Genomic DNA, 14,132 nt, shown 5'->3' on the forward strand with positions numbered 1-14,132 from the left:
CTTTAAAAACTGCCCTGAAGTCTAGACAGTTTCTAAAGGTTCCTTCGCGGGCCAAATGAAAAGAGCTCGCAGGTGAACCCCGGCACGTACACGCGGTGTGCGTGGTAGTTTCTACGGCGAAAGTAAGCATAAAAATGCTTAAGGGATCACGATGCAGAACGGCGCAATGAAAGCCTGGCTGGACTCTTCTTACCTCTCTGGTGCCAACCAGAGCTGGATAGAACAGCTCTATGAAGACTTCTTAACCGATCCTGACTCAGTGGACGCAAACTGGCGTTCCATGTTCCAGCAGTTGCCTGGTACAGGGGTCAAACCGGATCAATTCCATTCCAAAACACGTGATTATTTCCGTCGTCTGGCGAAGGATGCCTCACGTTACTCTTCTGCGATTTCCGACCCTGACACCAATGCGAAGCAGGTTAAAGTCCTGCAGCTTATCAACGCTTATCGCTTCCGCGGTCACCAGCATGCGAATCTCGATCCGCTGGGACTGTGGCAGCAGGAACGTGTGGCCGATCTCGATCCGGCGTATCACGATCTGACCGAGGCCGATTTCCAGGAAAGCTTTAACGTAGGTTCCTTTGCTATCGGCAAAGACACGATGAAGCTGGGCGATCTGATTGACGCGCTCAAGCAAACCTACTGCGGCTCCATCGGCGCGGAATATATGCACATTACCTCTACTGAAGAGAAACGCTGGATCCAGCAGCGCATCGAATCCGTAGCGGGCCACGCGACCTTCTCGGCCGACGAGAAGAAACGCTTCCTCAGCGAACTGACCGCAGCGGAAGGGCTTGAGCGCTATCTGGGCGCGAAGTTCCCGGGCGCAAAACGCTTCTCGCTGGAAGGCGGCGACGCGCTGGTGCCGATGCTGAAAGAGCTGATTCGCCACGCAGGCAAGAGCGGCACCCGTGAAGTGGTGCTCGGCATGGCGCACCGTGGTCGTCTGAACGTGCTGGTCAACGTGCTGGGTAAAAAACCGCAGGACCTGTTCGACGAATTCGCGGGCAAACACAAAGAACACCTCGGCACCGGCGACGTGAAGTACCACATGGGCTTCTCGTCAGATATCGAAACCGAAGGCGGTCTGGTTCACCTGGCGCTGGCGTTTAACCCGTCACACCTGGAAATCGTCAGCCCGGTGGTTATCGGTTCCGTGCGCGCGCGTCTGGATCGTCTGGACGAGCCGAGCAGCAATAAAGTGCTGCCAATCACCATCCACGGTGATGCGGCGGTCACAGGGCAGGGCGTGGTTCAGGAAACCCTGAACATGTCGAAAGCGCGTGGTTATGAAGTGGGCGGTACCGTTCGCATCGTGATCAACAACCAGGTGGGCTTCACCACCTCTAACCCGCTGGATGCGCGTTCTACCCCGTACTGCACCGACATCGGTAAGATGGTACAGGCGCCAATCTTCCACGTTAATGCGGATGACCCGGAAGCCGTTGCTTTCGTTACCCGTCTGGCGCTGGACTTCCGTAATACCTTTAAGCGCGATGTGTTCATTGACCTCTTCTGCTACCGCCGTCACGGCCACAACGAAGCGGATGAGCCAAGTGCAACCCAGCCGCTGATGTACCAGAAAATCAAAAAACACCCGACCCCGCGCAAAATCTATGCTGACAAGCTGGAAAGCGACAACGTGGCGACGCTGGAAGATGCGACCGAAATGGTCAACCTCTACCGCGACGCGCTGGACGCGGGTGAATGCGTGGTGAAAGAACTGCGCCCGATGAACATGCACTCCTTTACCTGGTCGCCGTACCTCAACCACGAGTGGGATGAGAGCTACCCGAACAAGGTTGAGATGAAGCGCCTGCAGGAGCTGGCTAAACGCATCAGCACTGTGCCGGACGCTATCGAGATGCAGTCTCGCGTGGCGAAAATCTACGCCGACCGTCAGTCCATGGCGGCAGGCGAGAAGCTGTTCGACTGGGGCGGGGCGGAAACGCTGGCCTACGCAACGCTGGTTGACGAAGGGATCCCTGTTCGTCTGTCCGGTGAAGATGCGGGCCGTGGGACCTTCTTCCACCGTCACGCAGTGGTTCACAACCAGTCTAACGGTTCAACCTACACTCCGCTGCAGCACGTGCATAACGGTCAGGGCCAGTTCAAGGTCTGGGACTCCGTGCTGTCTGAAGAAGCGGTCCTGGCATTCGAATACGGCTACGCCACTGCGGAACCGCGCACCCTGACCATCTGGGAAGCGCAGTTCGGTGACTTCGCCAACGGTGCGCAGGTCGTTATCGACCAGTTCATCTCCTCCGGCGAGCAGAAGTGGGGCCGCATGTGTGGCCTGGTGATGCTCCTGCCGCACGGTTATGAAGGCCAGGGTCCGGAGCACTCCTCCGCGCGTCTGGAGCGTTATCTGCAGCTCTGCGCCGAGCAGAACATGCAGGTCTGCGTGCCGTCCACCCCGGCTCAGGTGTACCACATGCTGCGTCGTCAGGCGCTGCGCGGTATGCGCCGTCCGCTGGTGGTGATGTCACCGAAATCCCTGCTGCGTCATCCGCTGGCGGTTTCCAGCCTGGAAGAGCTGGCGAACGGCACTTTCCTGCCGGCCATCGGTGAAATTGACGAGCTGGATCCGCAGGCCGTGAAGCGTGTGGTGATGTGTTCTGGTAAGGTTTATTACGACCTGCTGGAACAGCGCCGTAAGAACGATCAGAAAGATGTCGCCATCGTGCGTATCGAACAGCTTTATCCGTTCCCGCATCAGGCGATGCAGGAAGTGCTGAAACAGTACGCTCACGTACATGATTTTGTCTGGTGCCAGGAAGAGCCGCTCAACCAGGGCGCATGGTACTGCAGCCAGCATCATTTCCGTGAAGTGATTCCATTTGGGTCAGCCCTGCGCTATGCAGGTCGCCCGGCCTCCGCCTCTCCGGCGGTAGGGTATATGTCCGTTCACCAGAAGCAGCAACAAGATCTGGTCAATGACGCGCTGAACGTCGATTAATTAAAGGATACATAATGAGTAGCGTAGATATTCTTGTTCCCGACCTGCCTGAATCCGTAGCAGATGCGACCGTCGCTACCTGGCACAAAAAACCAGGCGATGCCGTTAAGCGCGATGAAGTGCTGGTAGAAATCGAAACTGACAAAGTGGTACTGGAAGTACCGGCTTCGGCGGATGGCGTTCTGGACGCGGTGCTGGAAGATGAAGGCACCACCGTCACCTCTCGTCAGATCCTGGGGCGCCTGCGTGAAGGCAACAGCGCGGGCAAAGAGTCCAGCGCGAAGTCTGAAGAGAAAGCCTCTACGCCGGCTCAGCGCCAGCAGGCTTCTCTGGAAGAACAGTCTAACGACGCCCTCAGCCCGGCGATCCGTCGCCTGCTGGCTGAACACAGCCTTGACCCGGCAGCCATTAAAGGCACCGGTGTGGGCGGTCGTCTGACCCGCGAAGACATTGACAAGCACCTGGCGAAAGCGCCTGCTCAGGCGGAAGCGAAAGCCCCTGTGGCCGCGCCGGCAGCTCAGCCTGCTCTGGGTGCCCGCAGCGAAAAACGCGTACCGATGACGCGCCTGCGTAAGCGCGTGGCCGAGCGTCTGCTGGAAGCGAAAAACTCCACCGCGATGCTGACCACCTTCAACGAAGTGAACATGAAGCCAATCATGGATCTGCGTAAGCAGTACGGTGACGCGTTTGAAAAACGTCACGGTATCCGTCTGGGCTTTATGTCCTTCTACGTGAAGGCGGTGGTTGAAGCGCTGAAACGCTACCCGGAAGTGAACGCGTCTATCGATGGCGATGACGTGGTTTACCACAACTACTTCGACGTCAGCATGGCGGTTTCTACCCCACGCGGCCTGGTGACCCCGGTTCTGCGTGATGTGGATACCCTGGGTATGGCTGACATCGAGAAGAACATTAAAGAGCTGGCCGTGAAAGGCCGCGACGGCAAGCTGACCGTAGACGATCTGACCGGCGGTAACTTCACCATTACCAACGGCGGCGTATTCGGCTCGCTGATGTCTACCCCGATCATTAACCCGCCGCAGAGCGCGATCCTGGGTATGCATGCCATTAAAGATCGCCCGATGGCGGTAGACGGTAAAGTTGAGATCCTGCCGATGATGTACCTGGCGCTCTCTTACGACCACCGCCTGATCGACGGCCGCGAGTCCGTGGGCTTCCTGGTAGCCATTAAAGAGCTGCTGGAAGATCCAACGCGTCTGCTGCTGGACGTATAGTAACGATTTAGCATCACCTGCCCCGTGGACCGGCACACGCTGCGCCGGTCTACAGGTTTGAAGATAACGATTACCCCTGAAGGATGGATAGAACACATGAACTTACATGAATATCAGGCCAAACAGCTGTTTGCCCGGTATGGCTTACCGGCTCCGGTGGGTTATGCCTGTACTACCCCGCGTGAAGCAGAAGAAGCCGCATCTAAAATCGGTTCCGGCCCGTGGGTAGTTAAATGTCAGGTTCACGCTGGTGGCCGTGGTAAAGCGGGCGGTGTGAAGGTTGTTAAGAGCAAAGAAGAGATTCGTGCGTTTGCTGAACATTGGCTCGGCAAGCGTCTGGTGACCTACCAGACAGATGCGAACGGCCAGCCGGTTAACCAGATCCTGGTCGAAGCGGCGACCGACATCGCGAAAGAGCTGTACCTGGGCGCGGTGGTTGACCGTAGCTCCCGTCGCGTGGTGTTCATGGCGTCTACCGAAGGCGGCGTGGAAATTGAAAAAGTGGCGGAAGAGACCCCGCACCTGATCCACAAAGTGGCTATCGATCCGCTGGCGGGCCCAATGCCTTATCAGGGTCGCGAGCTGGCGTTCAAGCTGGGTCTGGAAGGCAAGCTGGTTCAGCAGTTCACCAAGATCTTCATGGGCCTGGCGACTATCTTCCTTGAGCGCGATCTGGCGCTGATCGAGATCAACCCGCTGGTGATCACCACCCAGGGCGACCTGATCTGCCTCGACGGCAAGCTGGGCGCTGACGGCAACGCGCTGTTCCGCCAGCCGGATCTGCGCGAAATGCGCGACCAGTCTCAGGAAGATCCACGTGAAGCACAGGCTGCTCAGTGGGAGCTGAACTACGTGGCGCTGGATGGCAACATCGGCTGCATGGTTAACGGTGCGGGCCTGGCGATGGGCACCATGGACATCGTTAAGCTGCACGGCGGTGAGCCGGCGAACTTCCTTGACGTGGGCGGTGGCGCAACCAAAGAGCGCGTAACCGAAGCGTTCAAAATCATCCTCTCTGACGACAACGTTAAAGCGGTACTGGTTAACATCTTCGGCGGCATCGTCCGTTGCGACCTGATTGCTGACGGCATCATCGGTGCGGTAGAAGAAGTGGGTGTTAACGTTCCGGTGGTTGTGCGTCTGGAAGGTAACAACGCTGAACTCGGCGCGAAAAAACTGGCTGACAGCGGCCTGAATATTATTGCAGCGAAAAGTCTGACGGATGCAGCTCAGCAGGTTGTTGCCGCAGTGGAGGGGAAATAATGTCAGTTTTAATTAATAAAGATACCAAGGTTATCTGCCAGGGCTTCACCGGTAGCCAGGGGACTTTCCACTCCGAACAGGCGATTGCCTACGGCACGCAGATGGTTGGCGGCGTAACGCCAGGTAAAGGCGGCACCACGCACCTGGGCCTGCCGGTGTTCAACACCGTGCGTGAAGCGGTAGAAGCGACGGGCGCAACCGCGACCGTGATCTACGTTCCGGCACCGTTCTGCAAAGACTCCATTCTGGAAGCGATCGACGCAGGCATCAAGCTGATCATCACCATCACCGAAGGCATCCCGACCCTGGATATGCTGACCGTGAAGGTGAAGCTGGACGAAGCAGGCGTGCGCATGATCGGCCCGAACTGCCCAGGCGTGATCACTCCGGGCGAATGCAAAATCGGCATCATGCCTGGCCACATTCACAAGCCGGGCAAAGTGGGCATCGTTTCCCGTTCCGGTACCCTGACCTATGAAGCGGTTAAGCAGACCACCGACTACGGCTTTGGCCAGTCCACCTGCGTGGGCATCGGCGGTGACCCAATCCCGGGATCTAACTTCATCGACATCCTGAAGCTGTTCCAGGAAGATCCGCAGACCGAAGCGATCGTGATGATCGGCGAGATCGGCGGTAGCGCGGAAGAAGAAGCGGCTGCTTATATCAAAGAGCACGTAACCAAGCCTGTTGTCGGTTACATCGCGGGCGTGACCGCGCCGAAAGGCAAGCGTATGGGCCACGCGGGCGCGATCATCGCCGGCGGTAAAGGTACGGCTGATGAGAAGTTTGCTGCGCTGGAAGCCGCAGGCGTGAAGACCGTTCGCAGCCTGGCGGATATCGGCGAAGCACTGAAATCCATCATTAAGTAAGTCCTCTCTGCTCCCCGAACGGGGAGCGATGAAGTATAAAAATGTCCGTTTCGACATGGTTGGCCGCTGTAAAGCGGCCTTTTTTATTGCCTGCGTCTGGCGACGAGAGTGAACTTGTAGTCGTCGGTATTGAACACGTTGCGGCTGTATTCAAACACCCGTCCGTCCTTCAGGAACCCACGGGAGACTTTTTCCAGGATCGGCTTTGCCGGATCGAGCGACAGCGCGGCGATCGCCTCCTCTGACGGCATGATCGGCATCAACTCCTGCTCGCTGCGATCGATAACCAGCTTTTTGATCTGCTCAACGTAGTGATATTTCGAATTCTCCATCACTTCCCAGGTGAGGTCGGGAAACATGGCCAGCGGCATCCATGTCTCCTCCAGGTTCACCGGCTTCTGCTTGATGAAACGCACGCGCTTAACGTGCCAGACCTTATCTTCCACGCCAACCGCTAATGTTGCCGCCAGCCGCGCATCGGCTTTCACCACTTCAAAGATTTTGACATCACTGTGCGTATCGACATGACGATCCGCCAGCTTTTCGTAAAAGCCGGTGAGCTGATAAATATCGTAATTGACGCGCTCCTCTTTTTTTACATAAGAGCCGCTGCCCTGAATACTTTCGATGATCTGCTCATCGGCGAGCAGTTTCAGGGCCTGCCGCACGGTGACGCGGCTGACGCGAAACGCCTCCTGAAGACTGGACTCCGTCGGCAGTGCGTCTCCGGGTTTTAATTCCCCGGCGTTGATTTTCTCGCGGAACGCATCGGCTATCTGCCGGTACATCGGTTTGTTGCCCATTTTATCGCGCCTGCTTAATACCTTTTCAGGGAATTATGCATTCAACTGATGATTTGTAAATAATACAATTAAAATACAAATTTGGCATTTAGTGAAAGTGATCACATAAATGTATTATTGGGTCTGCCAGAATCCTCCCCAGACAATAACTCTGTATAGGTGAGGATCTTTATGAACCTGACGACTCTGACCGATCCGCGTGCTGTTTGCGTTCAGGCGCAGTTTACCCGCCGGGATGAGGCAATCCGTCAGCTTACGGCGCGGCTGGTGGCGCTGGGCAAAATCGCTGATGCCGATGCGTTTCTGGAGGAGGTGTTTCATCGGGAATCGCTTGGGCCGACCGCGCTGGGTGAAGGACTGGCCGTTCCTCACGGTAAATCAGCCGTCGTGAAGGAGGCGGCTTTTGCCGTGGCAACTCTGCGAGAACCGCTTGCATGGGAAGGCGTGGACGGGCCGGAAGAGGTTGAGCTGGTTTTTCTGCTCGCCATTCCGCCAGCAGAAGCGGGTTCAACCCATATTCAGGTGCTGACGGAGCTGACGTCTCGCCTGGCGGATGACGATCTCAGGGCGCGCGTGATGGCTGCTACCACGGCGGAAGACGTGCTTGCTGCGCTTGAAGCTGCCCCTGACACGGAAGAGGCAGCCGTCGCGCTGAATGCCCCGACAATCGTCTGCGTGACCGCCTGTCCGGCCGGGATCGCGCATACCTATATGGCCGCAGAGTACCTGGAAAAAGCGGGACGCAAGCTTGGCGTCAACGTGGTGGTCGAAAAGCAGGGGGCGAACGGTATTGAGGGGCGCATCACCGCGCAGCAGCTTCGTGAGGCCAAAGCGTGCATTTTTGCCGCAGAAGTGGCGATCAAAGAGAGCGAGCGTTTTCAGGGGATTCCCGCCATCTCTGTGCCCGTCGCGGAGCCTCTGCGCCATGCTGAAGCGCTGATTGAGCGCGCGCTGGCGCTGCAGCCTGCATCCGATGCGCGTCCTGCGCATGTCGATACCGAAACGAAAAAGAGCGTTAAAACTGTACTCAAGCAGGCACTTCTCAGCGGTATCTCTTTTGCGGTGCCGCTGATCGTCGCTGGCGGTACGGTGCTGGCCGTGTCGGTACTGCTGGCGCAAATCCTGGGTCTGCAGCACCTGTTTGACCAGGAAAACTCGTGGCTGTGGATGTACCGCAAGCTTGGCGGCGGCATGCTCGGCATTCTGATGGTACCTGTTCTGGCGGCCTATACCGCGTATTCGCTGGCGGATAAACCTGCGCTGACGCCGGGTTTTGCGGCCGGTCTTGCTGCCAATATGATCGGCTCCGGTTTTCTGGGCGCTATCGTCGGTGGGCTGATCGCGGGCTATCTGATGCGCTGGGTGAAAAACCACATTCGGCTCAGTAGCCGCTATAACGGCTTTCTGACCTTTTATCTCTATCCGGTGATTGGCGTGCTGGGCGCGGGCAGCCTGATGCTGTTTGTGATTGGCGAACCGGTGGCCTGGCTCAATAACACGCTCACCGTCTGGCTTAACGGTCTCTCCGGCGCGAATGCGCTGCTTCTGGGGGCAATCCTCGGGTTTATGTGCTCATTCGATTTGGGTGGCCCGGTCAACAAAGCCTCTTACGCGTTTTGCCTGGGGGCGATGGCGAACGGCGTTTATGGTCCTTACGCAATCTTTGCCTCCGTCAAAATGGTCTCAGCCTTCACCGTCACGGCGTCGACGATGCTGGCGCCGAAGCTGTTTAAACCGTTTGAAATTGAAACCGGTAAATCAACGTGGCTGCTCGGCCTGGCGGGCATTACCGAAGGGGCGATCCCGATGGCGATTGAAGATCCGCTTCGCGTCATTGGCTCATTTGTACTTGGATCCATGGTGACAGGCGCGGCTGTCGGTGCGATGGGGATCGGGTTGTCTACCCCGGGGGCCGGGATTTTCTCTCTCTTTTTACTTCACGATGCCGGGTTGGGCGGTGTGGTTGCGGCGGCGGGCTGGTTTGGCGCGGCGCTGGCGGGGACCGCTGTCTCCACGTTTGTTCTGCTGCTCTGGCGACGTCAGGCGGTAAAAAAGGGCAAGTACCTCACAGAAGACGCCATACCGTAAAAACTCACAAAACAGGAAACGAAGATGAAAGCTGTATCTCGCGTTCATATCACGCCGCATATGCACTGGGACCGTGAGTGGTACTTCACCACTGAAGAGTCGCGCATTCTTCTGGTCAATAATATGGAAGAGATCCTGACCCGCCTGGAGCAGGACGACGAGTATAAATATTACGTCCTTGATGGCCAGACGGCGGTGCTGGAAGATTATTTTGCCGTCGTGCCCGAAAACCGCGCGCGGGTAAAGGCGCTTGTGGAGCGCGGAAAATTGATTATCGGCCCCTGGTATACCCAGACCGATACCACGATTGTCAGCGGCGAGTCGATTGTCCGCAACCTGATGTACGGCATCCGGGACTGTATGGTGTTCGGCGAGCCGATGAAGATCGGCTATCTGCCGGATTCGTTTGGTATGTCCGGCCAGCTTCCGCATATCTATAACGGATTTGGCATTACCCGGACGATGTTCTGGCGCGGCTGCTCGGAACGACACGGGACCGATAAAACCGAATTTCTCTGGCAGAGCCAGGACGGCAGTGAAGTCACGGCGCAGGTGCTGCCGCTGGGCTACGCGATTGGTAAGTACTTACCGGAGGACGAAGCCGGGCTGCGAAAACGGCTCGACAGCTATTTCGACGTTCTGGAAAAGGCCTCCGTCACCAAAGAGATTTTGCTGCCCAACGGTCACGATCAGATGCCGCTGCAGCAGAACATTTTTTCCGTGATGGATAAGCTGCGTGAAATCTATCCGCAGCGTCAATTTGTAATGAGCCGCTTTGAAGAGGTGTTTGACCACATTGAGGCACGCCGCGATGAACTGGCGACTCTGAAAGGGGAGTTTATCGACGGGAAATACATGCGCGTGCACCGGACAATCGGCTCCACGCGCATGGATATCAAAATTGCCCATGCGCGTATTGAGAACAAAATTGTCAACATCCTCGAACCGCTGGCGACGCTTGCATGGACGCTGGGCTTCGATTATCACCACGGCCTGCTGGAGAAGATGTGGAAAGAGATCCTTAAAAACCACGCTCACGACAGCATCGGCTGCTGCTGCAGCGACAAGGTGCATCGTGAGATTGTCTCTCGTTTTGAACTGGCTGAAGACATGGCAGATAACCTGGTGCGTTTCTATATGCGCAAGATTGTCGACAACATGCCGCAAAGCGACGCCGACAAACTGGTGATGTTCAACCTGATGCCCTGGCCGCGTGAAGAGGTGATGAACACCACGATTCGACTGCGCGCCAGCCAGTTCCGTCTGCGGGATGACAAAGGCAACGAGATCCCGTATTTCATCCGCAGCGCGCGCGAACTGGATCCGGGCCTCATTGACCGGCAGATTGTTCACTACGGCAATTACGAACTGTTTATGGAGTTTGATATTCAGCTCAGCCAGATGCTGCCGGCGATGGGCTACCGTACGCTGTTTATCGAACCTAACGTGGCAGGGAAGGTACTCTCTCCGGGGGAAAACACCGCATCCTTACTTGAAAACGCCTTCTGGCAGATTGATTTAAATAACGACGGTACGCTGCGCCTGCGCGACAAAGAAACCGGGCTGATTTATGACCGGGTGCTGGAAATCGAAGAGAGTTCGGATGATGGCGATGAGTACGACTACTCGCCTTCGCGGGAAGAGTGGAGACTCACTTCAGCGCAGGGCGAGCATCAGGTCGAGGTTATACACGAAGGCTGGCAGAGCAGGGCGGTGATTCGCCATCAGATCGCGGTACCGGCTAATCTGGCCGAACGCGCGGCGGGTCAGCGAAGCGGGTCTCTCGGCGCTGAGGTTGAAATCACGCTTAGCCACCACAGCAGACGTATTGATGTGGCGGTGCGTCTGGATAATCAGGCTGACGACCACCGCGTCCGCGTGCTGATCCCTACGCCGTTTACAACCCAGGGCGTGTTAGCGGATACGCAGTTTGGCACCCTCACTCGTCCGGTGCAGGACGCGGCGATGGAAAACTGGCAGGAGGAGGGGTGGAAAGAAGCGCCGGTTCCCGTCTGGAATTTACTCAACTATGCCGTCCTGCAGGAAAAACGAAACGGGCTTGCGCTGTTCACCGAAGGACTACGCGAGTTTGAAGTAGTAGGCGAGGATAAAAAAGCCTTTGCCCTGACCCTGCTGCGCGGCGTGGGGTTACTCGGCAAAGAAGATTTGCTGTTGCGCCCCGGTAGGCCTTCAGGAATCAAAATGCCTGTTCCTGACTCCCAGGTGCGCGGTTCGTTAAGCTGTCGCTTTAGCCTTTTCAGCTTCAGTGGAACGCCGGAAAACGCGGGCGTCGCGCAGCAGGCTAAATCGTGGTTAACGCCGGTGCAGTGCTATAACAAAATTCCCTGGGACGCGATGAAGCTCAATCGCTCGTCGTTTACCACGCCGGAAAGTTACAGCCTGCTGGCGCTTTCGCCCACGGGATGCGTGCTCAGTACGCTCAAAAAGGCTGAAGATCGAGACGAGCTCATTCTTCGTCTGTTCAACCCTTCCGAGTCCAGCGCATGTGACGCGACGTTATCCGTGGATCCGACCATGAAACGGTGCTGCGAAACGGACATGAATGAACGGATAATAGACAATCGTGAAGAAGAGGGCATCGTCGGGGCGTTCAGACCGGGACAGTCACGAACCTTCAGCATTCTTCTTGCCTGAAAACCGCTGACACGATCAAAAGGCCGCAGAGTTCGCGGCCTTTTTTCATTAAATAGTCACGCTTCGGTGTTAATTTCCGGGATAATAAAAGTAAATCAAATGTAATTTCTAAGGGTTGCAAAAACAGAATGGAAAAATAAACTGGCCCAGCTACGCTTATTGTTTGTCCCGCTTCGACAGGGCATTTTTCTCTCACGTTAATTAAAATCACTTCTGTTTATATTTTTTTTGGTCTTCGATAACCAATCGCATCTTTGCATGCACATATCATTAACATGGTTTTTACCATTCTCACCGCAGCTAAACATGATTAACATCAAGACCGGTTTTTGATTTAAATCAAAGTTTAATGCTTGGAAAAAGATGCCGAAAAGCGCTAAATTGTCCCCGATCAAAATGGCCGAAAAGTGGTAATTTTGCTATAAATTGATCGCCGTCGAAAAACGTAAATGTGATTCAATAAAAACCTGTTTATTGTAAGGGTTTTGCAGCGTATTATATTTGCGGGATCAATTTGAGTTTTTTATTAACCTATTTGTAACCTGTCGTCATCGTTTTTATCCTTCTCCAGGGTAATAACGACGACCAAGATGCGAATAATTTGTATTGGGGCATGCGTGTGAATCTCTTTCTAACGGGGTTCACTCTCGGAGTCTTCATGCGATGAGCAAGGAGTCATAATGTTAGACGTAGTCGAACTGTCGCGCTTACAGTTTGCCTTGACCGCGATGTACCACTTCCTGTTTGTGCCGCTGACGCTCGGTATGGCGTTCCTGCTGGCAATTATGGAAACGGTTTACGTCCTCTCCGGCAAACAGATTTATAAAGATATGACCAAGTTCTGGGGCAAGTTGTTCGGTATCAACTTCGCGCTGGGCGTGGCAACCGGTTTGACCATGGAGTTTCAGTTCGGGACTAACTGGTCTTACTATTCCCACTATGTAGGGGATATCTTCGGTGCGCCGCTGGCCATTGAAGGCCTGATGGCCTTCTTCCTCGAATCCACCTTTGTAGGTCTGTTCTTCTTCGGTTGGGACCGTCTGGGTAAAGTCCAGCACATGGCCGTAACCTGGCTGGTGGCATTAGGTTCGAACCTGTCCGCGCTGTGGATCCTGGTGGCGAACGGCTGGATGCAGAACCCGATCGCGTCTGACTTCAACTTCGAAACCATGCGTATGGAGATGGTCAGCTTTGCCGAGCTGGTCCTGAACCCGGTTGCTCAGGTTAAATTTGTTCACACCGTGGCATCTGGCTACGTGTGCGGCGCGATGTTCGTGTTGGGTATCAGCTCCTACTATATGCTGCGCGGTCGTGACTTCGCGTTTGCCAAGCGCTCCTTTGCTATCGCTGCAAGCTTCGGTATGGCTGCAATCCTCTCCGTTATCGTTCTGGGTGATGAATCCGGTTACGAAATGGGTGACGTGCAGAAAACCAAACTGGCCGCTATCGAAGCCGAATGGGAAACCCAGCCGGCACCTGCTGCCTTTACGCTGTTCGGTATTCCCGATCAGGACGCGCAGGAAAACCGCTTCGCCATCCAAATTCCTTACGCGCTGGGTATCATCGCAACCCGTTCTGTCGATAAGCAGGTAACGGGTCTGAAGGAGCTGATGGTTCAGCACGAAGAGCGTATCCGTAACGGTATGAAGGCTTACTCGCTGCTGGAACAGCTGCGTGCCGGCTCTACCGATCAGGCCGTTCGCGATCAATTTAACGACGTGAAGAAAGACCTGGGCTACGGTTTGTTGCTGAAACGTTATACCCCGAACGTTTCTGATGCGACGGAAGCACAGATTCAGATGGCGACCAAAGACTCGATTCCACGCGTTGCGCCACTGTACTTCGCATTCCGTATCATGGTGGGCTGCGGCATCATCATGCTGCTGATCATTGCGGCGTCCTTCTGGTCCGTGATTCGTAACCGCATCGGCGAGAAAAAATGGCTGCTGCGCACCGCGCTGTACGGTATTCCACTGCCGTGGATCGCGATTGAATCCGGCTGGTTTGTAGCGGAGTATGGCCGTCAGCCATGGGCGATTGGTGAGGTACTGCCAACGGCGGTAGCGAACTCTTCCCTGACGGCAGGCGACCTGATCTTCTCCATGCTGCTGATCTGTGGTCTGTACACCCTGTTCCTGGTGGCTGAACTGTTCCTGATGTTCAAGTTCGCGCGCCTTGGCCCAAGCAGCCTGAAAACCGGTCGCTATCACTACGAGCAGTCCACTGTGACTACTCAGCCGGCACGCTAAGACAGGAGTCA

Annotated in this window: 8 protein-coding genes; 7 read left to right on the forward strand and 1 reads right to left on the reverse strand. The window is 55.7% G+C overall.

All coding sequences use genetic code 11. From position 1 onward, the window contains the following. Positions 1-151 precede the first annotated feature (151 nt). The 4 genes from sucA (at position 152) to sucD (ending at position 6,326) form a co-directional block, all read left to right on the forward strand. Positions 152-2,959 carry a 2-oxoglutarate dehydrogenase E1 component gene (gene sucA / locus IB212_RS06625; protein WP_041910763.1) on the forward strand — a complete coding sequence of 936 codons (2,808 nt, stop codon included), beginning with the start codon at positions 152-154 and terminating at the stop codon, positions 2,957-2,959. Between the two features lie 14 nt (positions 2,960-2,973). After that, the gene (gene odhB / locus IB212_RS06630) at positions 2,974-4,194 is read left to right on the forward strand and encodes a 2-oxoglutarate dehydrogenase complex dihydrolipoyllysine-residue succinyltransferase (protein WP_041910762.1); all 1,221 of its coding nucleotides are present in this window, start codon (positions 2,974-2,976) and stop codon (positions 4,192-4,194) included. Between the two features lie 96 nt (positions 4,195-4,290). Continuing rightward, a complete protein-coding gene (sucC, locus tag IB212_RS06635; protein ID WP_006809579.1) occupies positions 4,291-5,457 on the forward strand; it encodes an ADP-forming succinate--CoA ligase subunit beta in 1,167 nt (388 codons plus the stop codon). Continuing rightward, entirely contained in the window at positions 5,457-6,326 is an 870-nt protein-coding gene (gene sucD / locus IB212_RS06640) for a succinate--CoA ligase subunit alpha (protein ID WP_008501094.1), read from the forward strand. The genes sucC and sucD overlap by 1 nt, the downstream gene beginning before the upstream one ends. A gap of 83 nt (positions 6,327-6,409) precedes the next feature. Here sucD and IB212_RS06645 read toward each other — a convergent pair whose 3' ends face one another. Beyond that, entirely contained in the window at positions 6,410-7,129 is a 720-nt protein-coding gene (locus tag IB212_RS06645; protein ID WP_028012382.1) for a GntR family transcriptional regulator, read from the reverse strand. A 171-nt stretch (positions 7,130-7,300) separates the two neighbouring features. Here IB212_RS06645 and mngA point away from each other — a divergent pair, with 171 nt between their 5' ends. The 3 genes from mngA to cydA all read left to right on the forward strand — a co-directional run bounded on the left by mngA (position 7,301) and on the right by cydA (position 14,121). Continuing rightward, positions 7,301-9,217, forward strand: coding sequence for a PTS 2-O-a-mannosyl-D-glycerate transporter subunit IIABC (mngA, locus tag IB212_RS06650; RefSeq protein WP_041910761.1), 1,917 nt, complete (start codon positions 7,301-7,303; stop codon positions 9,215-9,217). Between the two features lie 24 nt (positions 9,218-9,241). Beyond that, positions 9,242-11,872, forward strand: a complete 2,631-nt coding sequence (gene mngB / locus IB212_RS06655) for a mannosylglycerate hydrolase (RefSeq protein WP_041910760.1) — start codon at positions 9,242-9,244, stop codon at positions 11,870-11,872. A gap of 680 nt (positions 11,873-12,552) precedes the next feature. Further along, positions 12,553-14,121, forward strand: coding sequence for a cytochrome ubiquinol oxidase subunit I (gene cydA, locus IB212_RS06660; RefSeq protein ID WP_028012385.1), 1,569 nt, complete (start codon positions 12,553-12,555; stop codon positions 14,119-14,121). Positions 14,122-14,132: the final 11 nt, after the last annotated feature.

Source organism: Enterobacter sp. E12, from assembly GCF_014596715.2.
Classification (GTDB): Bacteria; Pseudomonadota; Gammaproteobacteria; order Enterobacterales; family Enterobacteriaceae; genus Enterobacter; species Enterobacter bugandensis.

Excerpts from the sequence above, each read along its gene's own strand:
- odhB (WP_041910762.1), top strand. The coding sequence starts at position 2,974 with ATGAGTAGCGTAGATATTCTTGTTCCCGACCTGCCTGAATCCGTAGCA.
- sucA (WP_041910763.1), top strand. The coding sequence starts at position 152 with ATGCAGAACGGCGCAATGAAAGCCTGGCTGGACTCTTCTTACCTCTCT.
- mngA (WP_041910761.1), top strand. The coding sequence starts at position 7,301 with ATGAACCTGACGACTCTGACCGATCCGCGTGCTGTTTGCGTTCAGGCG.
- cydA (WP_028012385.1), top strand. The coding sequence starts at position 12,553 with ATGTTAGACGTAGTCGAACTGTCGCGCTTACAGTTTGCCTTGACCGCG.
- IB212_RS06645 (WP_028012382.1), bottom strand. The coding sequence starts at position 7,129 with ATGGGCAACAAACCGATGTACCGGCAGATAGCCGATGCGTTCCGCGAG.
- sucD (WP_008501094.1), top strand. The coding sequence starts at position 5,457 with ATGTCAGTTTTAATTAATAAAGATACCAAGGTTATCTGCCAGGGCTTC.
- mngB (WP_041910760.1), top strand. The coding sequence starts at position 9,242 with ATGAAAGCTGTATCTCGCGTTCATATCACGCCGCATATGCACTGGGAC.
- sucC (WP_006809579.1), top strand. The coding sequence starts at position 4,291 with ATGAACTTACATGAATATCAGGCCAAACAGCTGTTTGCCCGGTATGGC.